Here is a 24542-nt window from a genome sequence, read left to right on the forward strand (position 1 = left end):
AAATTAAATCTCTTTTACCACATCGCAAATCACAAATCCATTATCAGCAGACTTACCATCAGTGTCAAATGAATCATTAATTACAGGCAAAAGATGGTCATATAATTGCATCGCATGTAAACAACTATTGATGTTAGAAACTGCTGAATTATATCCTGCAATATTTTCTTCAAGAACACTTAATAATCGCCGATTATTCGCAATTTTTTCTTCAGCTTCTTGTTGCAGTGTTTTCTCTAAATAAGCACGCGCCTGTGGATATTGCTGTAAAATTGCATCTGCTTGCTGATCTGCCATTGGTAACAACTGAGTTTTCAGTGTTTGGTTGATGGTTTGACGGAAAGATTTCCGAATAGTTTGAGAAACTTTTGGTTCAAAATCTAACTTCAATAATTGCCTAATTGCTGGTTCTGCTTCTACGATACTTTCAGCATCGTAACCTTGAGAAGTTTGTAATAAAGTCTGGCGAAATTGATATATAGAAAAAGTGCCTTCATCATAAAATCTCGGACTTTCTCGCACAAAGCGATCGCACTCTACGCTAGCTGCACTCAACAGTGCTTGAGTAACTAGTTTTTCTAAAATTCTCATCTCTAGTTCAATTCCACCATCATTATCTAACAAACGATACAACTGGCGATAATATTCTGACTTGCGAATCTTTTCAATCAACCGTTGGAAAAAATTGGCGATTACTTGCTGAGAAGATTCAACCAAAATATCTTCTAATTGATTAGCTAAGTAATAAAATGCCTCTACTAAAATAGCAATTAAAGGTGCCGTAGCATTGCGAGGATGACTAATTGTTGCACGTTGATAAGCAGAAGCTACAGAAAAAGTATCTAGCAATTCATCTAAACGGCGAATCATTCGTGATTGCAATTGCTTAAAATCTGCATCAAAAGTATCACAGGAATTATTAATTATATGGTTAACTTCTTCTGTGATATGTTCATTAAATTCTCTACCAATTTGCTGGATTTGCTGATTTAGGCGTTGCAACTCTTGCGCCTTCATTGTTTCAATTTCTTGGGGCTGACTATCTAAATTACGTTGCACACTTTGATAATGTTTTTTCAGTTTAATACAAACATCTTCCAAATCATCGGCAAGATTTTTAAATAATTGTGGACGCTTTTCTTTTGTAAGATAGCGAGTTATAGCTGTGCGAAATTCCTCAGTTCCACTATCTTGAATTAGCTTTTCTATCAGTTCATTTCCCCAATCTCCCAGAATCCGCACATAATTTTGATTTGGGGTTTCAAAGCCGTTAACAGAGACACGGAATTTACTAGAAGACAGCTTTCCTGAATTTACACAGTAGTTGTTAAACGCATAGACAAATTGTGGTGTTTCTTCTTTACCATTTAAACCTTTAATACTTTCTGCAAAAACAGAATCTAAACCAAATCTATCTCGTTGGCTTGTCTGTTTAATTTGACTGCCGTAAAATCCTAATAATCCACTGGTTTTATAAACCTTGCTTGAATTACCAAATTGTCCACTAATTAAATCGTCTAATCGCTGCCGTAGTTGGGTATTATACCAAGTTTCGTCAATGCGGTTGAAGATATAGAAAACGCGATCGCGTACTCCCCCATTCTCCCCCATTAATTCCAAAAGTTCTGTTTCTTCTTTTGTCATGTCACCCGCCGAAGCAGATTTTAGTACACACACCACCGCCGAAGTATCAGGATGTTGAATTTTGGCATAAGTTAGTTGTGCATCTTTCTCCACTGGTGCATCTATACCCGGCGTGTCAATAATTACATTCCCATCTTCTAGTAGAGGATGATTACAGTAATATTCTATCCGCTTCAATACGGCACTATTACTACCACGACGCGCATATGCAGCAGCTTCTTTGAGGTTAGAAAAGTGAAATTGCTCCATTGAATATGTAGCATTATTCACCGTGTTGATGCGAGCGCGGTTGGCTATATATCCCTCTAGCAATAACATTAACGCCTTCGCCTGTTTTGCACGTTCTGATTTACTCTCACCACCTTCCTGCTGAATAATAACTTCAGAACCTTGACGTAGCAACTTAATTACCTCAGCTTGGTTAATATTAGTTACTGTCTTAAATCCTAGCTGTTGACACAAATAAACTGCTTGTTCCCTAATTTCTACTTCACTTAAAAACGTCAAAACAATACGTTCTTGATCTACTTCTGCATACTCGATTTTGCATTCTGTACCTGTAGCGTGTCCCTCTGCACTGTACAGTAATTCTCTCTCCAACAGTGCATTGATTAGCATTGATTTACCAGCACTAAATGCACCCGCAAACACAATCTCAAACTTTGGAGAAATCGCCTTACTTAGGGAAGTTTGTACAGGTATAATATCTTGGGAACGTAGCGTGGGTTCTTGCTGTAAAAGTTGTAATATAGATTCAACCTGCTCTTTCAAATTTTGGCACTGAAGCGGTAAATCTGACATATTCAGCATCCTCATAATATTTATGTATATATTAGTAATATTTATTGGGGGTATGGCTCAGTAAAATTTCTGAGAAAATTAATGCTGTTTAGTTGCTTGATATTACCTAAACGACTAATTAAAGACTATTGACTAATGAAAAGTTTTGCGAGCAGATTAAATAAAACCCGATAACCATTTAAAACAAAGCTTAAAGAATTTTGTCAAACAGGAAGACATCAAAGCAGGGTTTATATTAAGTGCCATTGGTAGCATAGAAAAAGCAAAAATTCGCTTTGCTAATCAAGTCATTAGTACAGGCTTTAATAGAACTTTTGACAAACAGGTTACCTAGAACTAGAAATTATCCTTAACCATTCATAAATATGGTTAGATTACAATCCAGTTCGGATAAGATTCAGGGCTATTTGATTAGACATAGGAGTGAAAAAGAATGTAGAGACGTAGCAGTGCTACGTCTCTACAAGGGTTCTGGATCAACGCATATTTAATTTCACCAGATGTCTATTACCTATCCTCTCGCGAATCCATTGAGAATGATGATTATTAACTCGATTTTGGCAACCAATGGTTCCCATTAGATTGTCAAACACTACACAAATATCGTAATCCTAAGTAAATCATGAGAAAACACTACATTGATTTCCTATTACCAAGTAAAAAAGTTGACAGTTAATTTCTGATAAAACTTACGCATTGACAAAAAGAGCCGACTGAGAGTGTTTTCTAACGAGACAACAAGACAAAACTTATTGTTTAGGCTGACGCAAAGAGAAGCCTGATTACGACGTTGGCGAGGGTAACCCATGCGCCTCGCCGTAGTCGGTGAGTTACTTTTTACTGATGCTCAAAAAAGTATCTACTCAATTTTCAAGTTGAAAGGCAAGCGGGCGTAAACCCCCTGTGGATCGTTCATTTTTTGTACAATCTCTATTTCATGTTGCAGTTTCTGGAATTCAGCAGTAAGGGGATTAGATGGTTTGAGTTGCGCCCCCTCAATTCCTAAAGCAGTCCGCGCCTCTTCAGTTGCACGCCCAAAAAACCGTTCTCCGAAGTTGTTAGTGCGAGGAAACTCTTGCACTTCCCAGTCTTCTCCTAGTTTCGCCTGCTTGGCAGCATATGCGATCGCAGTCTTCAAACCGCCAATTTCATCCACCAAACCAATTTCTTTGGCCGTCACACCCGACCAAACTCTTCCTTGGGCAATTTCTGCTACTTTTTGTTCTGGCAGTTTGCGACCTTGAGAAACTTTATTCAGAAACATATCATAAATGCGGTTAACATTGCGCTGATAAAGTGCCAACTCTTGGGGCGATTTCGGACGTGAAACTGTTTGACTATCAGCGTAGCGTGCAGTTTTCACTGAATCCCAAGTGATACCATTATCATTCGCCAGCTTTTGCCCATTGAATAGCAACCCAAATACACCTATTGAGCCTGTAATGGTATTTGGTTCGGCAAAAATGCGGTTAGAGTCACTAGCAATCCAATAACCACCAGAGGCGGCCACATCACCCATTGAGACTACAACTGGTTTCGCCTCACGAGTTAATTTCACTTCTCGCTGCATCACTTCAGCTGCGGTAGCACTACCACCAGGACTATTAATCCGTAATACAACAGCCTTCACATCCTTATCTTGTCGGAGTTTGTTGAAGATTTTGGCAAAGCGATCGCCTCCTATTTGCCCATCATCACCTTTACCATCGACAATCTCGCCCTCAGCATAAACAACGGCAATTTGATTTTTTGAGTTCCGTTCTACACCAAAAGATTTGCCGGAAACTTCTGCATAGCTATTCAAGCTAATTTGTCGGAATGTTTTGTCGTCTTTATCGCTATCTGTCAACTTTTTGAGGTCAGTCACAACTTCATCGGAGTATGCTACTCGATCAACTAAACCCCTAGTTTTGGCTTGTGTGGCTTCCAGTAGCGCCTGATTATCTGCGATCGCTTGCAACTGATTAGGTTCAATTTTCCGACTTGCGCCCACAGCAGTGCGCCACTCTCCCCAAACATCATCCAATAATTTCTGAGTTTGTTCCCGGTTTTCTGGACTCAATTTTGTGAGGATAAACGGTTCAACAGCTCCTTTAAATTTCCCCACCCGCACAACTTGAACACCAATGCCATATTTCTGCAATCCTCCTGCTAAAAACATCGATTGTGAACTCAAACCGTTGACTTCCATCATTCCCAGAGGATTAAGTACAATGGAATCTGCCACTGAACTGACGTAATATTCCTTTTTACTCCAATCACTGCCATAGGCCACAATCTTTTTCCCAGCAGCGCGAAACTCCTCCAACGCTTTCCGAATTTCTTTAAGGGAGGCATAGCCGACATTACTAACTTGGCTTGTGCTAGTTGCATCCAGGTAGATCCCGACAATTCGCGGATCGCGCCGCGCCTTTTCCAAAGTTTCCACAACTTTGCGGAGTGATATCCTTTCATCATCCACACCTGATATTGTGTTTTGAAACAGTTCGCCTGAACTAGGTTCGCTATCAGTAATTTTCATTGACAAGTCAAAAACCAGCACTGACTTATTTTTCACGTTTGGCCCACTATCTTTAGAGGAGGTAGCAGCCATTATTAGCAAGAACAGTCCAGTGGTTCCTAAACCACCGAAAATAATTAGTCCTAGTAACGTGCCAACTAAACTAGCAAAAGTTTGTTTGATAAAATTACGCATTAGTTATTAGTTATTGGGCATTGGGCATTAGGCATTGGGCATTGGGCATTGGGGAGCCAGCGCTGTGGTGTTAGCGTTAGCTAGTCATCAATGCCAAGCGGTAGTGACGTAGGAACGTCAAGTCTAGTCTTCTCCCATTCGTGAGAGGCTAGCGCCATGGGGGAAACCCCCAGACGCTCGCAGGCTCGCTACCGCTGCGCTATCGCCCTTGGCGTCTCCCCGAATCACATTGGGAGAGGCTAACGCCAAGGGAGAAGACCGCGCTGGCTCCCCAATGCTCAATGACCTACTTAATTTATTCTATGCGCTGTAAACTATCAGAGTGCTTTAACTGATACAAGGTGGCGTTGCCAGTGCAAAATAAGACTGTGGTGATTTCAGCGATTAATACTTCAGCGAGTTCCGCTACTGCTGTTTCTGATGTTGCTGCTGCTTGCAAAAAAGGCATTGCTAAACCAGCTATATCTGCTCCCAAGGCGATCGCTGCTGCAACATCTAATCCATGACGCAAACCTCCCGAAGCAATTAAGGGCACATCTGGAGCGATCGCTCTAATAGTTGTAATGCACTCTGCCGTCGGTAAACCCCAATCGGCAAAAGTTCTCCCTAAGCGACGTTGCAAGGGATTTTCTGCCCGTTCACTTTCTACTTTTGCCCAAGAAGTACCCCCCGCACCCGCCACATCAATTGCTGCTACCCCGGCGGCGATCAGTTTTTCGGCGATCGCTGCTGAAATGCCGTTACCAACTTCCTTCGCAATCACTGGCACTGGCATTTTTATGCACATTTTAGATATTTTGTCAAGCAAACCCCGAAAATTAGTATCACCTTTGGGTTGAATGCACTCTTGTAGAGGGTTAATGTGTAAAATCAGGGCATCAGCCTCTAGAATATCAACTACCCGCAAACATTCATCTAAGCCGTACTTGTAGTTAAGTTGCACAGCGCCTAAGTTCGCAAATAGCAGAACATCGGGGGCATACTTGCGGACAGCAAAAGTATCAGCCACCTGGGGTTTTTCCACCGCTACCCGTTGGGAACCAACACCCATTGCAATTTTGTAGTATTGCGCGACTTCGGCCAAACGTTGGTTAATGATTGCGGCTTGTTCTGTTCCGCCAGTCATGGAAGAAATTAACAAGGGTGCGCCAAGGTGTTTCCCCAAGAAAGTTGTATTGATATCAATATCATCGGGGTTTAGTTCGGGTAAGCAAGAATGGGTGAAGCGATAGCGTTCTAGTCCATTGGTGATTTGATCACACTGAACATCCTCCTCTAAACAGATCCGAATGTGATCGGCTTTGCGATTCTGAGTTTGTGCAGAGATATTGGTAGGGGCGTTCACTGGTGGGTATGGCTAAAAGTATTTGCGATCGCTATTGTTACATTGTCTGGAATCGTCTTTTTACAACAAAAATATTTATTTTCGCTATCTTTAGTCAGCTTGTATTGTAACAGTAGTTGGCAATTATCAGGCGGTGTCGCTCAAGATAAGTACAGAAATTCTTCGCCTGCTTACCCAAAAATCGGTAAACAAAGCCTGGGCTGCTTTTGCTTGCCCTTGCTTGCCACAATAGGGTTTCGGCTTTTTTGAGCCGTTTGACGGAACCACCAACAATGCAAGAGATTTTCTTTATCGTTGAAAGCAGTCTAAAATTCCCCACCAATGGAAAGGCGATGTCTACGACGGGCAACTCTTCAAGACGCGCAAGGAACGCCTACGCAAATTCTTTGACTAAATTCCATACTCCCTGAACTTTATTAATAATCAATAGTTACATGTGCTAACTAGTGATTATTAACAAAGTTTTATATCTGATTTGTTTAGCAGTTTCGCACTCCTGATTAGTTTAAACTCCAGTAACGACTGAGGATAATTCAGTTTAAAAGTATATTTATATAGTAAAATAGCGATGCGATTTACCTATCACTCTTGTTTTTAGAGTTTCCGATTCCGTTTTCAAAATCTTCTCACCTTAAGTTATTTTTTACAATTGCAGTTGTTATATAAAATATAACAGTAACTAGGAAAATGAATCATGCCAGTACTTCGTATCCTTCATTTAGCTGGGTCTGCATCCAATGATTTTTATTGTGAATTGTCGCGCAATTACGCCCTAAGCTGTATAATGGCTACGGCAAATCCATCGCTCTATGACTTTTTGATTGCATACATCACACCTGATGGTCAATGGCGATTTCCTTCCTCCCTCAGTCCTGAAGATATTGCTGTCGCCAAACCGGTTTCTCTGTTAGATGCCATACAGTTTATAACAGCGCAAAACATTGACGTTATGTTGCCACAAATGTTTTGTCTCCCTGGAATGACTGAGTACCGGGCACTATTCGACCTGCTTAAGATCCCTTACATAGGCAATACTGCGGATGTTATGGCATTAACGGCTCATAAAGCCAGAACCAAAGCAATTGTCGCAGCAGCAGGGGTGAAAGTGCCTTCTGGAGAACTGCTCCGCCAAGGAGACGTTCCAACAATTATACCTCCAGCAGTCATCAAACCCGCAAATGCTGATAACTCTTTAGGGGTGTCCTTAGTTAAAGAAAAGAGTGAGTATGAGGCTGCTTTGAAGAAAGCATTTGAATTTGCAGATGAGGTGATCGTAGAAACATTCATTGAAGCCGGTCGAGAAGTTAGATGCGGTGCTATTGTCAAAGATGGAGAGCTAATCGGTTTACCCCTTGAAGAGTATCAGATAGACCCCCAAGATAGACCCATCCGCAGCTATACTGACAAATTCAAAATACCCATCGAGGGCGATTTGGCTTCAACTGCTAAAAATTATGTCCCAGGTTGGATTGTAGATATTAATGACCCGATCACCCAAAAGGTTCAGCAAGAAGTTAAGAAGTGTCATTTGGCTTTGGGCTGTCGCCATTATAGTTTATTTGACTTCCGGATCGACCCACAGGGACAACCTTGGTTCTTAGAAGCCGGATTGTTTTGTATTTTTGACCGCAAAGCGGTGATTTCCTGTACGGCGAACAGAGTGGGAATTCCTTTAAATGAGTTATTTCTGACGATGATCAATCAAGCGTTGAGCATCAAATGATGTGTGGAAAATCACCTTATTAGCTTTTTTCTAACTTGGAAGAAGCTAATAAGCATTTAATGCAACATATTGCTTATTTCCTTTATTTTATCTAGCTATGCCACTTAATCACTAACTCGGTTTGATTCAATAGCTTATCTAGTAAAGATTTCAATTCATCTACTAAAGCAAGGAAAGGAGCGCATCTCCAAGTCCCCTTAGCCTCTGACTTGCCACCAGCCACAGGTTCAACTATCATGTCACAATTACAACTATGAGAGAGCAGATTTTTGCAATATTCCAAAACTTGGGCACTCTTGCATTACTGGCGATCGCATTTCCCTTTAACTGCACCGTCCTACTCGCATCGTTGCTGTGGAATTTTTTCAGCCGACCGTTCAGCAAACAAGTGGTTTTGAATGAGAATCCTAAAAATATCTTGATCGGTGGTGGTAGAATGACCAAAACCCTTCAGCTGGCGCGATCATTTCACGCTGCTGGGCATCGAGTCATTTTATTTGATCTCCACCAATACTGGTTCAGTGGTTATCGATTTTCCAAGGCTGTGGCTGGCTTTTACACAGTTCCTGACTCGCAAGAAGACTTAGAAGGCTATACTCAAGCCGTGCGGGCGATCGCCAAAAAAGAAAACATAGACTTTTTTGTCCCGGTAGGCATTTTTGCAGCCAGCTACTTTGACTCTGAGCGCAAGCCAGTGTTATCAGGCTGTTGCGAGAATTTCCACTTCGACGCTGAAACCATGAAGATGCTGGATAATAAGTTTACCTTTGCAGAAAAAGCACGCTCACTCTCGCTATCTGTTCCGAAAACCTTCTTAATTACAGATCCCGAACAAGTTCTTAAATTTGACTTTTCTAACGAAAAGCACAAATATATTCTCAAAACTATTGTCTATGACTCTGTTTTACGCTTAGATCTGACTAAGCTACCAATGGAGTCTCCCGAGAAAATGGCGCTTCATGTTAAAAGTAAGCCAATTAGTCAAGATACCCCTTGGATATTGCAAGAGTTTATTCCCGGAACAGAATACTGTACTCACAGTACAGTGAGAAACGGTGAATTAACGGTACACTGCTGCTGCGAATCATCTGCTTTTCAAGTCAATTATGAAAACGTTGAACACCCAGAAATTCAGGAGTGGGTGAGTCATTTTGTTAAAGAACTACAACTAACTGGACAACTTTCTTTTGACTTCATTCAGGCGGAAGATGGAATAATTTATGCGATCGAGTGCAACGCTCGCGCTCACTCGGCGATTACAATGTATTACAACCATCCAGGTTTAGCGGATGCCTATCTCAATCAAGAACCTCCGGCTGAACCTCTGCAACCCCTGACTGATAGTAAGCCTACTTATTGGCTTTATCACGAACTTTGGAGACTTAATGAAATTAGATCGTTAAAGCAGTTACAAAAGTGGTTTAAAAATATTTTGCGAGGAAAAGATGCAATATTTGAAGTTAACGATCCACTACCGTTCTTAATGGTACATCACTGGCACATTCCTTTACTGTTACTCGATACTTTGCGCTCCTTAAAAACTTGGGTGAGGATTGATTTTTGCATCGGGAAACTCATCCAGTTTGGAGAAGACGTAAAATATAAAACCTCTACCTCTGCAACCCCTAAGTAATAGTAAGCCTAGTACCGCAGGGCGGAAGGCAAAAGTCAAAATTCAAAAGTCAAAAGTATTATGGGATGGGCTTTTTAGTGATTTTAAACGGTTGCTCTATTTACGCTGTGGCGTACTAGTTATCGGCTTGGTGACGAACTTTAGAGACTTAATAGACCTATCCTAAAATTAAATTTGCGTAAAGATAGAATATAAAATTTTATCTTTATAAATACTAATATTTTCCGTATATAGTTTCTGCGGATTTTACAGGATAATAAATCATGTTGACGCTCAAAATTTAAAAATTTTATTTTTTCTCTCTAAACTCTCATAAACTATGCCAAACCCTCATTGCTACGTTGAATGAAGACATATAGTCAACCTTTAAAACCCTTGTACAGACTAAGTTATAAAAGTCTGGACAAGTCTAATGAAATTAGTTTGTTAATACAGTTGCAATTATTGATTTAAAAATATTTTGCGAGGAAAGGATGCATTCTTTGAAGTTAACAACCTACTACCGTTATTAATGGTATATCGCTGCCACATTCCTTTACTATTACTCGATAATTTGCGCTCGTTACAAGGTTGGGTAAGGATTGATTTCAACATCGGGAAACTCGTGCAGTTTGGAGAATGAGTTTGCTTGCCATCTTTCGCTTTGCTCCCCAGGTTAAATACCATTCGATAAAGCAAACTAAGGAGTGTTCATCCCAGATTGCTTGGAATGCGCTCGGAAATGCTGTATTTTTAATAATGAGGTAAATGTTGCATTTTGGAAGCATGACAGCATCACTATACCAATTCATCTGGTCACGCTCGCCAACGACAATTTGTTGGCTTTTATTGGATTTATCTGTGTGGACAATACATTGCTTCAAGGGCAAGTTTACTTGCGCTCAGAAGAACGAGCCAAAAATGGAGAGGCAATCGCTTGTTGCAATCGCATCGTCAAAGATGATTCCCAGTCCCGTGTAAGTGTGTGATGCCAATTCGAGACGGCTTGACAATCATATATGCGAGTGTAGGAAAGCATGGAAGCGAGAGCAGGATCGTATCTGCTTGTCCCCTTAACCTTTTCCTATCTACCAGCGAATTATTCCACTATTATGCAACAATTATAATTATGAGAAAGCATATTTTTGTAGTGTTCCAAAACTTGGGCACTCTTGTATTACTAGCGATCGCATTTCCCTTAAACTGCATCGTCGTCTTAACATCGCTACTGTGGAACTTTCTTAAGCAACCATTCAGTAAGTCAACTGTTGTTAACCCTAATTCCAAAAATATCTTGATTGCTGGCGCTAGAATGACTAAAACCCTTCAGCTAGCGCGTTCATTTCATGCAGCAGGGCATCGGGTTATTATAATTGACATTGAAAAATTTTGGTCAAGTGGTAATAAATATTCCAACTCTGTTGCAGGCTTTTATACCGTTCCTGATCCCAGCAAAGACTTAGAAGGCTACATTGAAACCTTACACGCGATCGCCAAAACAGAAAAGATCGACTTTTTTATCCCGGTAGCCATTTTTTCTGTCATCCACTATGATCACGGCAAGCCACCATTACCAGACTGTGTAGAGTTTTTCCACTTCGATGCTGATGTGACGAAGATCCTGGATGACAAGTTTGCCTTTGCCGAAACAGCGCGATCGTTCGGTTTATCTGTCCCCAAATCATTCAAAATTACCGATCCCGACCAAGTCATCAACTTTGACTTTTCTCAGGAGAAACGCAAATACATTCTTAAAAGCATCCCCTACGATCAAATACGTCGCTTGAATCTCACCAAGCTACCTTGCGATACAGAATTACAAACAGCAGCATTTGTCAAGAGTCTGCCCATCAGTGAGGAGAATCCTTGGATTATGCAGGAATTCATCCCTGGAAAGGAATACTGCACTCACACTACCGCGCGAGATGGAGAGTCAAGAATGTACTGCTGCTGTGAGTCATCCGCCTTTCAAGTTAACTACGAAAACGTTGATCAGCTAGAAATAATGCAATGGGCGAGTCATTTTACCAAAGAACTGGGAAAAACCGGGCAACTTTCCTTTGACTTCATCCAGGCAGAAGACGGAACTGTTTACGCGATTGAGTGTAACCCCCGGACTCACTCCGCCATTACTATGTTTTACAATCATCCAGGAGTAGCGGATGCCTATCTTGGTAAAGAGCCTCTGGTTGAATCTTTGCAGCCTCTTCCTGATAGTAAGCCAACCTATTGGCTGTACCACGAAGTTTGGCGGCTGAATGAGATTAGATCGTTTAAGCAACTGCAAACCTGGGTAAGAAACATCAGGCGGGGGAAAGAAGCAATTTTTGAGGTGGATGATCCCTTACCCTTCCTGATAGTACATCATTGGCAGATTCCCTTACTGATTCTCGACAATTTACGAAGACTCAAAGGTTGGATAAGAATAGACTTTAATATGGGCGAACTTATAGAGTGATACCAATCCGCATTCTAAAACGTAATATTGGTAAAATGAAAAACTAGAACAGCAATTGTCAGTAGTGGTTTCTCAGCAGCAGGTATTGACAGAAGCATTCCTAATTTTGTATTAGAATTTGTACCTGCATATAGTCCTGATTACAACATCATCGAATTAGTCTGGTATTCATGTAAGGAATACATTGCTAATTGTCTATTTCAATTAGTAGATGAGTTGAAGTATTTACTAGATAAGCTATTGAATCAAGATGAGTTAGTCATTAAGTGGCATAGGAAAATCAAAAAAAAGGGAAATAGAGACTATGTTGCAATTAAATGCCGACTAGCTTAACATACTCATTTCCCCATTTTGTGAGGTTAATTAATATGGTTTTACAAACAGAAAAACGCTACTACACCCCAGAAGAATATTTGGAATTAGAAGAGAAGGCTGAATATAAAAATGAATACAGAGACGGAGAAATTATATCTGTGACAGGGGGAACAACGAACCACAATAAAATTGCAGGTAATTTTTATAAAAAATTTCCCACGACAGTGCAAGGTCAAGCTTATGACATATATATAGGCAATGTTAAATTATCAATACCTCGTTATCGCCTCTATACTTATCCTGATGTTATAGTCATCAAAGGTAAGCCTATTTATGAGGGAACAGGTACAACAACTATTACTAATCCCTTGTTAATTATTGAAGTCTTATCAAATTCAACTAAAAATTATGACAAAACAGATAAGTTTAAATATTATCGTTCAATTCCTGGTTTTCAGGAATATATTATGATTGACTAGTATAGTTTTGCTGTGGAACAATTTGCCAAGCAAGCAGAAGGTCAATGGATTTTTAAGGAATATGAAGGTGAAGAGGCAGTTTTAATCATAGATTCTATCGATTTTCAAATTGCCTTGCGTGATATTTATCAACGGGTTGATTTTGAGTTGATTGAGGAATAAAACAGCAGATAAATAGGGAGTCAGGGCATAGCCGACGCCTGTACCTTGACTCCCTATTTATAGGGGTTATCATTATTTATACTGGAATATTTTATTTTTTAAAAGTCCCTAACTTTTATATCACGCATATAGGCTCAATGCCTATTTTTCCTGTGTTTAACGGTTGTAGCACTAGTGACTTCCAACTCATCATATTTATTGACTTTGTAGATGATAGTCGAAAGTAACCAACTTAATATAAAGATGGCAATGATTAAGTAACCAATTGTGCCAAAGTTATCACTTAATTGACTAATGAAATCCCAAAATGGACTTTTCAGTTGTAAGTGATTACCAATAATATTGAGAGCCTCAATTCCACCAATGATCACAGCAACTAGTACAGAAACAAGGGTAATGGTCATGTTGTAGTAGAGCTTGCGGATTGGTTTTACGTAAGCCCAGCCATAAGCACCAAGCATTAAAATACCGTCAGTGGTGTCAATCAGGGACATACCTGCTGTGAACAAAGCTGGAAACAATAGGATCGACCAGATAGGCAAACCTTGAGCTGCTTGATTGGCAGAAATCCCCAGCAGTGCTACCTCTGTCGCCGTGTCAAAGCCTAAACCAAAAAGGAAACCTAAAGGAAACATTTTCCAGCTACTATCTATCAACCGAAACAAAGGACGGAAGATGCGACCGAGTAGCCCACGTTGGTTCAAAAATTCATCTAAGGATTGCTCATCGTAGATTCCTCCCTGCTTGACGCTTTGGAAGGTCTTATAAACATCCCACAGCACCACCATATTGATTGCTGCAATTGCTAGTAGGAAAAGTGCAGAAACGGTACTGCTAATTAGCCCTCCAAGCTTTTCCAAACTAGGAAAGTCGTTATGGATGGTTGTAGTGGTTAAAGCGATCGCAACAGAGGCGGCAATTACAACGGTGGAATGACCTAGAGAGAAGAAGAACCCAACAGAAACAGGTCGTTTGTTCTCCTGCATCAATTTACGGGTAACATTGTCAATCGCAGCGATGTGATCAGCATCTACAGCATGACGTAGACCAAAGCTATAAGCTAATACGGCAGTGCCAAGCAGAAGGGGGTAGCGATGGAATGTAATCAGAGAAACTACCCAGACTAAAATATTCACGCCAATCAGGAAAGCATAAATGTTGATAACTTTACGTCTAACGTTTCTGGAACTATCGTTGAAAACACGCGAAAATCCGGATAGCATTTATCACTCCTCGTAAAGGCATATTTCGACAAAGTGAAAAACGAATCAGACTCTGTATGAGGTGTACCAGCATACTGAGCCAGCTATTTCGTTTTCATTCATGAATATTATTTATATTGACATTGACGTAAGGTTAAGTAAAACCTATCTAAATGACAGAGGCATTGCAAAGTTATGTCAAAAGCGTGACTAGTCGGTGATACTTCATAACTGTAAGCAGCATTAGCAGGCTTAAATCTTTATAAATAAAACTTGTCAGCACAGTAAAAAAATCCCATTCTTATACCAATTTGAAAAAAGAATGCAACATATTAGGTAAAGGCACGACAATGTTGTGCCCTTACGAATAATTGATGTGTCGCAAACATTTATAGTGTACGACTTATTATTAGGCGACAAGGAGATGATCTGCGATGTCTACGACGGGCTACGCCTACCTGTTTGCTGACGAGCTTAACTACTAAGGTGCGATTATGCAATGCCTGCGGCGGGCTACGCCTACGCAAAGCAATGGGCATCATTCATGGTGTAATGATGCCTACTTGTTGCTTGTTACGCTGTCTGTGTAGAAGCCGCTTTCGAGTCTATATAGTGATCGCTTGATAATATTTAATCGAAAAAACTTATAAATTATTTCTATGAAATTAATATAACTCAAAATTATACCACAAAATATTTATCCAAGATTTCTATAAGCAGAGAATAATACTGTTATTTGAACAGTCTACAAGATACCAAATGGGTTCTATAAGAGCCGCACCCAATTGATTTAGTTGATTTATTTTTTCCAAGAACCACTCTCACACTTCACCAAACGATCAAGTATTGCAATATCTTTTTGATTGCCATTCGTACGGATCTGCTTTTCGACAGCAATGTTAATTAGTTCCCTATTCAAACGTTTTAAATAAGCCTGTTGTTCATTAGTTGGAATTTTATCATTATCTATATTTCCTAAAACCTGCAAAGCAGGCTCTTGTTTGTCTAAACTAAACTTTTTCATTAAAGAATTGATTACATAACGCTGTTCAGGACGAGCTGTCTTTAAAATTTGACTAATTGATTGAGTAAGAATTGCCTTTTTCTGTATTGGAGAAACTTTGTTCTGCAACCAAGCCTCAGAAGTCGATATTGGTAAATCATTCGATTTTTCATCCACCTTTGCAAAAGCATGAGCTTCGGCATAACTAATTCGTCCATCTTGATTGTAGTCAGCAGAACTCACCGTTTTACCTGTGCGATCGCGTCCACTCAAACCTGCAAAGAAGCTAGAACTATAATCTCGATAATCAGCTTCATTTACCTCTGGTGTACAGCCGACTGAAGGTAGACTTTTAATAGTTGCAAAGAATCCACAACGTGTTTGAAGTGCTACAGGATGTTTGGGATTCCCATCTTCATAGATAAAATTAGCAAAAGAGCCAGAAAAACACTGAGCCATCATTGTTACAACAGGTGTCTCGCTTGGCATTTTATCTAGCATTTGAGAAAACTGTGTGACGCTCAACTTTTGTCCGTTCCACAACACAAAATAATTGTTATCTAGGTCTTGTATATTTTTGCCTCCATGTCCTGTAAAGTATAAAAACGAAACTTTAGAACTTTTCTGTTGTGCTAACTGCTGGAAATAACGCTCTAAGTTATCTAAAGTAGTAGCGCCTTGAAGGTAGGGAATATTTGGTCTTTTAAATTGCTGTCTTCTTTGCTGGTCAATATAGCGCACAGAGGCTTGTCCATCGTTACCATTGGCAAAAAAAATCGATGCGACTTGTTTTGGATTGTACCCCATGAATTGCAGGGTACGCTGAAAGTAAAGTACATTTTTCTCTAAAGCAATTTCGTTGTAAGAAGGCGCACCACCACCACTTACAACTAAAAAATTTGGTGTTGAATGCGAACTTAGACAAATATGAGTTTCTTGTAGACTTACTACTCTAGAATATGCAAATACAGCTAGCAAGCCACAGGTAAAACTAACTAATAAGCGGCGCATTTGGTAATTGTCCTGTATTATTTAATGCTATCTTAAGTAGGTAAGCGTGAGATAACTAAAATGTGTAACAATAAGTAAATATGGTGAATTAGAAAAGTAAGCACAAAAAATGCTAGTACGTCTTAGGGTATTTTTAACCCCGGAAGAAGGTTAATATGGGACTCAATAGGTAAACCACCTATAATATTTGGAGCTAAACTGAATACGGTTTTCGGCATTTACGCTAATTAATATTATTTGCATATTTTGAACAGGATGGGAATGCGATCGCTTTTTTGATTGCCACGATGAATTGATTAAGCGACTTCCAAATAAAAAAATATCCTCAAATTGACGCAAAAATCTTCTCTATTTCTCTTATCTGTGCGTTCTCTGCATCTGGAGTGGTTAGTTTATTTGGATAATTTATAGCGGTTCCCATTCACATGCGGTACAACATTATATCGCTAAGTGCAGGGCACGGCAGTGCCGTGCCCCTACGGGTGTAACTCACGTAAACGATAAATTTGCATTTAACTGAAAACTATTGTCCCATTCTCTATTGACGGGTATAGCGATGCTTCACGCCAATGGGGAAATATTCGGAATCACCCATTGGGGCTAATGTAACTTGTGGTGTTTGATATTCTGGCGGAACATAATTAGCAAACTCGCTATTTAAGCGTAGCAGTTGTGAAAGAATAGAAGATGCGATCGCAAGTCTATGAGCTTCACTACTCTCTACCCCTGGTGCTAACTCCACAACCACCGATAAAAATCGATTCTTGTCTGCATCTTCCTGTACCTGCAAGACAAATTTACCCGTCACCCATTCTTGAATTATTGGTTGCTCTAATCCTACCGTCACATTTTCTGGATAGATATTTGCGCCAAAGTAAGAAACTGTAAAGTTAGAACGACCGAAGACATAAACAAAAGGTAGCTGATGAATACCTCTAGGTGATTGTTGAGTGTTAGAACAGAGATTTTCGAGCGGGTTAAATCCCCATTCTGCTAAAAATTGCAGCATGGCATCATAACTAATTATTCCGCCAGTATCCAAGATGTCATAACGCACTAAGGGAATACCGTTATCTCCAGAAAACAGCAATCCGCCATCGTGAACTTCAAAAAAGCGACTGCAAGGATCATACTGTACTAATGTGGGTAAACGTGATTCCCCAAATAAAGCTCTAGCTGCATCGGGATTTTTTGCCAAAAAACGGCGAATGCAGATACTTAACGGTGTTTCATTACCCAAAACTCCCGCATCCGCAGTGCCGTAAAGTGATGCAAAATCAGAGCAAGGATTTTGTGAACCAACTCTTTCGCCAACTAAACTCCGCCATTCTTCACTAAATACTTCTCCCGCCATCACTAATTTAATCTGATATTGCTGCCACTCCACACTACGGGCGATACCAGTATCAATTACATCTTTTAAAAATGGCGGGTATCCCAATAGCACCACTTGCTCAAATAAGGCAGCGCTTTGCGGGGGTTCCCCCCGTTGTAGCGACTGCCGTGCTGAACCTAGTTCTTGGACAACTCGCAAAATTTCTTCTTTATTATTACCAGGAGTAATTACAGTGATGGGATAACCTTTGCTAGCAAGATAACGACAGCAATTAGTAGTAAATATTCCACCTACCCAAGTGCCCAAAGTGAAACAAATCACTGCTAGGGTACGTCGAGTATCTGCATGAAAACTATCGTGAAAAATCTGTTCAAAGCGTGTGGCGATTTGGAGTTCATCTGTGAAAAAACGGGGCCAAAATGTCGGTTTTCCACTAGAACCTGATGAAGCAGCTATCATGTCGCACGCTTGGAGTTGCCCGTTGCGGCACAAGTCAGCTAAAGGATAACGCAGTATATAATTTTGTTTAGCGATCGCGGGGAGTTTTTGAAACTCCTCTAAGCTTTGAATAGTCGCCGGATTAATTTCCCTTTCTGCTAAAAAAGCCTTGTAAGCTGGTACATTAGCCGCCACATCGTGAAATAAACTCAAAGCTGCCGAAGTTTGAGTGTTGAGATGCCGTTGCAGTAGCGTTTCTAAGGGGGTAGACAAAAAATCTTCAAATGCTTTAATTGCTCGCTGCTGTTGTGATTTGCAGTTCATGACGCTTGTTGTTTATCCTGAAGTAGAACCAACACCGTTACTTGCTGCCAGTATTTTAGCTGTTATCTAATACTCTTAAAACTCCAGTAATTGTTAACAACACGAATTTTATATAGGAACACCCTGCTTTTAACATTTCCTAAAATATCCGAAAATGAGGGTATGCAGGTCGTAGTCAATCAATAAAACCTTAACTTATCCTTCAGCACCATGCAGCTCTATTGCAGTAAACAACACACAAATAATGGTAGTAACCGCTTTTGTATCCATTGTGGTGAGCCATTACCTCTTGCTGTGGGACAGGTGGTGGATAATCGCTATCAAATTATCCGTCATTTAGGGCAGGGCGGCTTTGGACGCACCTATTTGGCACAGGATAGAAGTAAATCCCATCAAACATGTGTGCTGAAGGAATTTGCACCCCAAGTACAAGAACAGCAAGATTTACAAAAAGCTAAAGAGTTATTTGAGCGAGAAGCAAATGTTCTGAAAAAACTCCAGCATCCACAGATTCCGCATTTTCACGCCTCGCTACAAGTGAAGATAGGCACTAAAGATTTTTTCTTTCTAATACAAGATTATGTGGATGGTGACAATTACTACCAATTATTAGAACAGCGTCAGAGTCAAGGAAAAACCTTCAGTGAAGAGGAAGTAATTACCCTACTGCAACAGATTTTACCTGTGTTATCCTACATCCACTCACAAGATGTGGTTCACCGTGATATCACTCCTGATAATCTGATTTGGCGGCGTTCTGATCATCTACCAGTGCTGATTGATTTTGGTGGTGTCAAGCAATTGCCAGCTTATCAAGGTTTTTGGCAGACTAGGTTAGTTGGAAATAACACTTTGCTGGGTAAAAAGGGCTACGCTCCAGAAGAACAGCTACGGCAGGGTAAAGTATTTTTAAGTAGTGATTTATATTCTTTAGCGGTAACATCATTGGTGTTGCTTACAGGGAAAGAACCGCAAAAATTATACGACAGCTATCAGGGAATTTGGGGATGGGCAAAAGAAATTCAAGTTAGTCCCCAACTGGAAGCGGTGTTAAAAAAGATGCTGGCTTATAAACCGAGCGATCGCTATCAACGAGCCGAGCAAATCCTCAAAGATTTACCATCGCCAACTGCTACTAAACCCACAGGTAATTATATTACGGGCAAGATCAAGACCATGGTAGTTGCTCCGGGAAGACAACGCGCCAGTGCTGTTGTGAGTGGATTCCAGAGCAAAACCCAAGTGATCGCTAAACCGATATCTTGGCCTGTTTGGATTCGCCCTTTTGTGATCAGTTTAGGGGGAACAGCTTTAGTTGGATTAACTTTGGCGGTGGGAAATGCAGTTATTCGGAGTGTAACTTCAATTACTATCCCATCAATTTCATTACCGCAAATTCCCCACTTCCCAAATCCGAGTAGTAAACCAGTCAGCGACAAAGGAAAAAATGGCGATCTCCAGGAAATTGTCAGTCGTAGCCAACAGCTAGAAATTACTAAAGGGTTTTTTATTCCCTTCGTAGATAACTTATTTTATACAAAAAAACCAGAATTAAAGGGACGTAGCCTCACATCTAAACTTGAAGACGCTGGTTTACGAGATGAATGGGCTGGTATCGCTGACGATTTATTGAATAAACTAGAACAGGCTAACCTCAGTACAGCAGCTCGTCATAAATTGGGTAAATATACTGCACAAGATTACGAAACATGGAGACGACAAGCGCGATCAGGGCAATTCGGGAACTATACAATTAATCAACTGAACAAACAGACAAATGAAAAATTTGATCGGTTGTTTCCTGGTCAGCAGCGTGGGAAACTGAATCAACAGACTTTTGGTCAAATTTGGTATGCGATCGCAGCTGATCAAGTCAGTAAAGTACAAAAATAGAGTTAAGAGTTATAAGTGATGAGTTATGAATTAACTCTTAACTGCTCACTTTCCTATGAATTCAATCTATTGTTCTAAAGGACATGAAAATTCCCCAGGTAGTCGCTTTTGTCTCCAGTGTGGTGAAAAATTGTTGGATACGCCCATGAGTTATAGTATCCAACCGGGACTAACTTTAGGCGATCGCTATATAATTGTGCGTCAAATAGGCCAAGGTGGCTTTGGACGCACTTATTTAGCTGAAGATGTCAACCGTTTCCGCGAACTTTGTGTTTTAAAAGAATTTTCCCCCCAAGTTCAAACCGCTTACATTGTCCAAAAAGCTGAAGAGCTGTTTGAGAGAGAAGCGAGTGTTCTCTATAAACTGCAACATCCCCAAATTCCCCGCTTCCGGGAACTGCTTCGCATGAACTTAGGGGGCAAAGAATATCTGTTTTTGGTGCAAGATTATGTCGAAGGGGAAACTTACAACTCGTTGTTAAATGCCCGGATACAGCAGGGTTTACGTTTTACAGAGGCGGAAGTACGCCAATTATTGCTTTCAATTTTACCAGTGTTGGAATACATCCACTCACTAGGAGTAATTCATCGAGATATTTCTCCAGATAATTTAATGCTTCGCACTGTTGACAAACTGCCAATGTTAATTGATTTTGGTGGTGTCAAACAAGTAGTAGCAACCGTTGCTTCCGAATATTACCAACCCGCTGTAGTTGCATCTTCCCCGTCACCAACCCTATTGGGTAAAGTTGGATTTGCTCCCCCAGAACAGATGCAAACTGGGTTAGTGTCTCCCCACAGCGACTTGTATGCAATGGCTGCAACAATGCTGGTTTTATTGACAGGGAAACAACCCCAAGAATTAATTGATAACTACAATCTTACCTGGCAGTGGCGACGGGAAGTAAGCCTGAGTCCGATTTTGTCACAGGTATTAGATAAAATGCTATCTACCAGACCAAGCGATCGCTATCAATCAGCCCGTCAAGTACTCCAAATCCTCAACCCGCCCCCAGCTAACTTTCCCCCAACTCAATATCCCACTGCACCAGAACCCACATCCGCCACCGTCGCCATCTCCCCACCTCCCCCATCTCCTTCATACCCCTCATCTCCCCCATCTCCTCAACCCACAAGCTGGTGGACACCAACAAAAACTTTCCTTGTGGCGGCGGCGGTAGCTGGTACTGTTGGATTACTTTGGTGGGGAGTGAATAGCAGACGCGATGTCGGGGAAGTCCAACCTAATCCTACAGCCAGCCCAATTCCAACCAGCGATCAGCCAACCGATCCCTTAGCGCAATATTCACCAGCAGAACGGCAGCGTAAAGAAAGATTAAGCGATCGCCGTCAACAGTTGGGTATAAATGAGAAGTTTTACATTAACTTGGTTAATGAAGTTTTTTGGGACAGAAATCCCAGTTTACGGGGACGCACTCTCAGCGATGGCCCTGAAGATGAGGGTTTGCGGGCAGAATGGGATAAAACAGGCTCAGAATTACTAGAAAAGCTAGTACCATTAAGTGCCAATACACGCCGACAACTGGGAACTTACACAACTGCTGAACGCGATCACTGGAAAGTAGAAGTTAACAAAATCAACGTTGGTAGTCGTTCTTTGTATGATTTGGGAGATGCTGCTTTCTTAAATATATTCCCTGAGCAGCGTGGTAAAAATTTCCGAGTTCAGCCGATTGGACAAGTTTGGTACGGTTTTGTTAACGATAAACTCAGTGCTATCCTCGGCGGTAGCGCTTTTGAGAAACTTGTCTTTGAACCGGGCGCTATCAGCAAAACAGTCAACGGTACTCTCCAACCTGGTGGTGGTAAAGTATTCATTGCTGGACTTGCCAAAGAGCAATCTCTGGACTTGAAGCTACAAGCAAATTCCCAAGTTTTGTTATCAGTCTATTCACCTTCTGGCAAAATTCAATTTTTAGAAGATTCTACCCAGCGCAATTTATCAACTAAATTACCAGAAAAAGGATTTTACGAGTTTGTCGTGGTTTCTACAGCATCGAAACCAGTAGATTATCAACTCAGCATTACAGCAGAAAATCCCACCCCTCCCCCATCGCCTACACCAACGCCCACGCAAACACCCACGCCAACTCCCACGTCCACGCCAATTCCTACACCAACACCAACTCCCACAGAAACCGCCATTCCTACACCGACACCGACACCGACGCAGGAGACAACCCCTCAGTAGAGAGTTATCCTCTACGTCTGGAACGTCTCTACGTGAGATAAAAATTATGTCTGATCCACTACACCTAAACGCAACGCAATTCGCTTGTAATTCGTTGCTTCATAGGGTACACCTCTGTGCATTACCTGCGAGTTGTCCCAAAAAATAATATCTCCTGGCTGCCAAACATGGGAGTAGACTGGTGTGCAGGCTAAAACAGTCCCAAACAAATCCTGCCAGAAACGTTTTGCTTGCTCTGGTCTATCTTCCATACCAACTGCGATCGCAGTGTCCGAACCTAGATATAATCCCTTTTTATCAGTGACTTTGTGAGTAGATACAATGGGATGTATTTTCCTCGGTACATCAGTCTCCACATTGGTACTTTTAGAAAACATTGGTGGTGAGTGATACATCGACATCTGCTCTAACTGCTGCTGATGTTGATGATCTAGGTTATTATAAGCCTCTATCATGTCGAGGAACTCTGTGGTGTGAGGCTGCCCATTTACACCTTCGGCAGGCACTTCCACACCATAAAGCATGACAACATATAGTGCATTCATATCTAGTCCGTCTGTGCGAGGAAGGCCATCTTTATCATGATGCCATTCCCAAGCCGCCTTCCCTACTGCTGGTTGAGCAAGCCCCTTGGGATTACCCAAAATATTCACAAATTGGCTTTGGAGGTCTGGACTAATATCAGGATCTAATGTTTTGGTTTTAGAATAGCCAAACATTAAGTCACCAAAGGTCTTTCTGGCAAATTCTTCCAACTGCTTTGCGGTGAGGTGTTGCTGTCTAACTACCACAACGCCGTGTTTCCAAAGGGATTCCTTTAATTCACGCAACTCTAGATTTGTGAGGTTGCTAAGATTGCAACCCCGCAGGACTTCAATTCCGAGTCTTTGTTGGTGTTTAGTTATTGGAGTCATTGCTATGCAACTATTTCTGGAGCAAACTATGTAGTCAATTAGTTAGGAAATTTGTGTAGTAGTATTTTACCTCAGAAAGTTGGCAAGTAAAAAAATGTTTAAGGACACGTAGACACGTACTCCTACGGAGAAGCAAGCTACGCAAAGCGTCAGAGTTGTGGCTTCCTGTACACCTATGGGTAAGCAAGCTACGCGTAGCGTCTCCCCTTCTCATATTGCCAGAGGCTAGCGCCTACCGTAGGATGCCTGTTCGCCGCCGGCCGCCGTCCCGTGAAGGGCTGTAGGGAGAAGAAAAGGCTTTACGCTGCGCTATCTGTTGTAGCAACTGGCGTTGTATTAGACGAAAGTACGGCACCGTCCGAAGGCTTTGGTGCGTTACGGACTCCGGACTAACACACCCTACATATAGTTAAATTTTTTCACACAATCAAATCGGATTGCCATAGTTTCAGGGCAATTGCTCTTTATGTATTTTTCGGAAATAGTAGTGGCGTAATTGTGAAATCTAGTTTTCTAAATCTGGTAATTAAGTTTACGGAAACTGGAAATGACAACCTTAGTGCTTTAACTTATTGTATTTATTAAGCGAAAGGTTGAGACACCAAACAAAGGCACTCAACTAAATAGCTGAAAATCAATTCAACTCACAATTAAAGGTTGGTAATTATGTCTCACAATTTGTTTATCGATGTAACCGAAGAGCAACAAGAAAACGTAGCTGGTGGTGCAGCAGTTTTCGAGGACACCTATTATTCTCTCTTGAAATTAAAAACTGCAACCATCTCGCCAGTATATAGTAAGTCTGGTCCTGGCGGCAGCAGTATATCAAGTGGTGGCGTGCAAACATTAAGCCTAGACTTGATTAAATCAGGTACTTCGTTTAAGGCATTGGTTGACTAGTTTCTGCAATAGATTGCGACGAGTATCATCGTCTCTCAACGCGTTACGAAGGGGAGTAATCAGCGCTCCCCTATC

Annotated in this window: 15 protein-coding genes and 2 pseudogenes; 10 read left to right on the forward strand and 7 right to left on the reverse strand. The window is 41.0% G+C overall.

The features are described 5' to 3' along the window. Positions 1-3: 3 nt before the first annotated feature. Positions 4-2445 (reverse strand): dynamin-like GTPase family protein, encoded by a 2442-nt coding sequence (locus V7K40_RS08530; protein WP_334958569.1) that lies wholly within the window; start codon positions 2443-2445, stop codon positions 4-6. Between the two features lie 160 nt (positions 2446-2605). Here V7K40_RS08530 and V7K40_RS08535 point away from each other — a divergent pair, with 160 nt between their 5' ends. Further along, positions 2606-2779 carry a DUF296 domain-containing protein gene (locus V7K40_RS08535; protein ID WP_334958602.1) on the forward strand — a complete coding sequence of 58 codons (174 nt, stop codon included), beginning with the start codon at positions 2606-2608 and terminating at the stop codon, positions 2777-2779. Between the two features lie 525 nt (positions 2780-3304). Here V7K40_RS08535 and sppA read toward each other — a convergent pair. Together sppA and fni are read right to left on the reverse strand one after the other, a co-directional pair. Continuing rightward, positions 3305-5140, reverse strand: a complete 1836-nt coding sequence (gene sppA / locus V7K40_RS08540; protein ID WP_334958571.1) for a signal peptide peptidase SppA — start codon at positions 5138-5140, stop codon at positions 3305-3307. A 295-nt stretch (positions 5141-5435) separates the two neighbouring features. Then, positions 5436-6485 (reverse strand): type 2 isopentenyl-diphosphate Delta-isomerase, encoded by a 1050-nt coding sequence (fni, locus tag V7K40_RS08545; RefSeq protein ID WP_334958573.1) that lies wholly within the window; start codon positions 6483-6485, stop codon positions 5436-5438. 694 nt (positions 6486-7179) lie between these two features. Between fni and V7K40_RS08550 the strand changes: the two genes are divergently transcribed. The 6 genes and pseudogenes from V7K40_RS08550 to V7K40_RS08575 all read left to right on the forward strand — a co-directional run bounded on the left by V7K40_RS08550 (position 7180) and on the right by V7K40_RS08575 (position 13234). Beyond that, positions 7180-8208: a D-alanine--D-alanine ligase gene (locus V7K40_RS08550; RefSeq protein ID WP_334958575.1), complete on the forward strand. Its 1029-nt coding sequence runs from the start codon at positions 7180-7182 to the stop codon at positions 8206-8208. A 253-nt stretch (positions 8209-8461) separates the two neighbouring features. Next, on the forward strand, positions 8462-9841 hold the full coding sequence (locus V7K40_RS08555; protein ID WP_334958577.1) for an ATP-grasp enzyme: 1380 nt from the start codon (positions 8462-8464) through the stop codon (positions 9839-9841). Between the two features lie 686 nt (positions 9842-10527). After that, entirely contained in the window at positions 10528-10809 is a 282-nt protein-coding gene (locus tag V7K40_RS08560; RefSeq protein WP_334958579.1) for a hypothetical protein, read from the forward strand. 140 nt (positions 10810-10949) lie between these two features. Continuing rightward, positions 10950-12278 carry an ATP-grasp enzyme gene (locus V7K40_RS08565; RefSeq protein ID WP_334958581.1) on the forward strand — a complete coding sequence of 443 codons (1329 nt, stop codon included), beginning with the start codon at positions 10950-10952 and terminating at the stop codon, positions 12276-12278. Between the two features lie 99 nt (positions 12279-12377). Continuing rightward, a pseudogene (locus V7K40_RS08570) lies at positions 12378-12611 on the forward strand (transposase); the annotation flags it as partial. Between the two features lie 35 nt (positions 12612-12646). After that, positions 12647-13234 (forward strand): annotated as a pseudogene (locus V7K40_RS08575) (Uma2 family endonuclease). 134 nt (positions 13235-13368) lie between these two features. Here the strand turns inward: V7K40_RS08575 and V7K40_RS08580 are convergent. The 3 genes from V7K40_RS08580 to V7K40_RS08590 form a co-directional block, all read right to left on the reverse strand. Next, positions 13369-14457, reverse strand: coding sequence for a HoxN/HupN/NixA family nickel/cobalt transporter (locus tag V7K40_RS08580; protein ID WP_334958584.1), 1089 nt, complete (start codon positions 14455-14457; stop codon positions 13369-13371). A 778-nt stretch (positions 14458-15235) separates the two neighbouring features. Next, positions 15236-16450, reverse strand: a complete 1215-nt coding sequence (locus tag V7K40_RS08585) for a Caspase domain-containing protein (RefSeq protein WP_334958586.1) — start codon at positions 16448-16450, stop codon at positions 15236-15238. Positions 16451-16988: 538 nt separating this feature from the next. Next, on the reverse strand, positions 16989-18548 hold the full coding sequence (locus V7K40_RS08590; RefSeq protein WP_334958588.1) for a phenylacetate--CoA ligase family protein: 1560 nt from the start codon (positions 18546-18548) through the stop codon (positions 16989-16991). Positions 18549-18758: 210 nt separating this feature from the next. Here V7K40_RS08590 and V7K40_RS08595 point away from each other — a divergent pair, with 210 nt between their 5' ends. Both V7K40_RS08595 and V7K40_RS08600 read left to right on the forward strand, forming a co-directional pair. Further along, entirely contained in the window at positions 18759-20441 is a 1683-nt protein-coding gene (locus tag V7K40_RS08595) for a serine/threonine-protein kinase (protein WP_334958590.1), read from the forward strand. Positions 20442-20496: 55 nt separating this feature from the next. Then, the gene (locus tag V7K40_RS08600; protein ID WP_334958592.1) at positions 20497-22653 is read left to right on the forward strand and encodes a serine/threonine-protein kinase; all 2157 of its coding nucleotides are present in this window, start codon (positions 20497-20499) and stop codon (positions 22651-22653) included. Between the two features lie 44 nt (positions 22654-22697). Here V7K40_RS08600 and V7K40_RS08605 read toward each other — a convergent pair whose 3' ends face one another. Then, complete coding sequence (locus V7K40_RS08605) at positions 22698-23567, reverse strand: TauD/TfdA family dioxygenase (protein WP_334958594.1); 870 nt, start codon at positions 23565-23567, stop codon at positions 22698-22700. Between the two features lie 666 nt (positions 23568-24233). On the opposite strand from V7K40_RS08605, the gene V7K40_RS08610 reads away from it, so the two are divergent. Continuing rightward, a complete protein-coding gene (locus tag V7K40_RS08610; RefSeq protein WP_334958596.1) occupies positions 24234-24467 on the forward strand; it encodes a CTB family bacteriocin in 234 nt (77 codons plus the stop codon). Positions 24468-24542: the final 75 nt, after the last annotated feature.

It is taken from the genome of Nostoc sp., from assembly GCF_036917195.1.
Lineage (GTDB): Bacteria > Cyanobacteriota > Cyanobacteriia > Cyanobacteriales > Nostocaceae > Nostoc.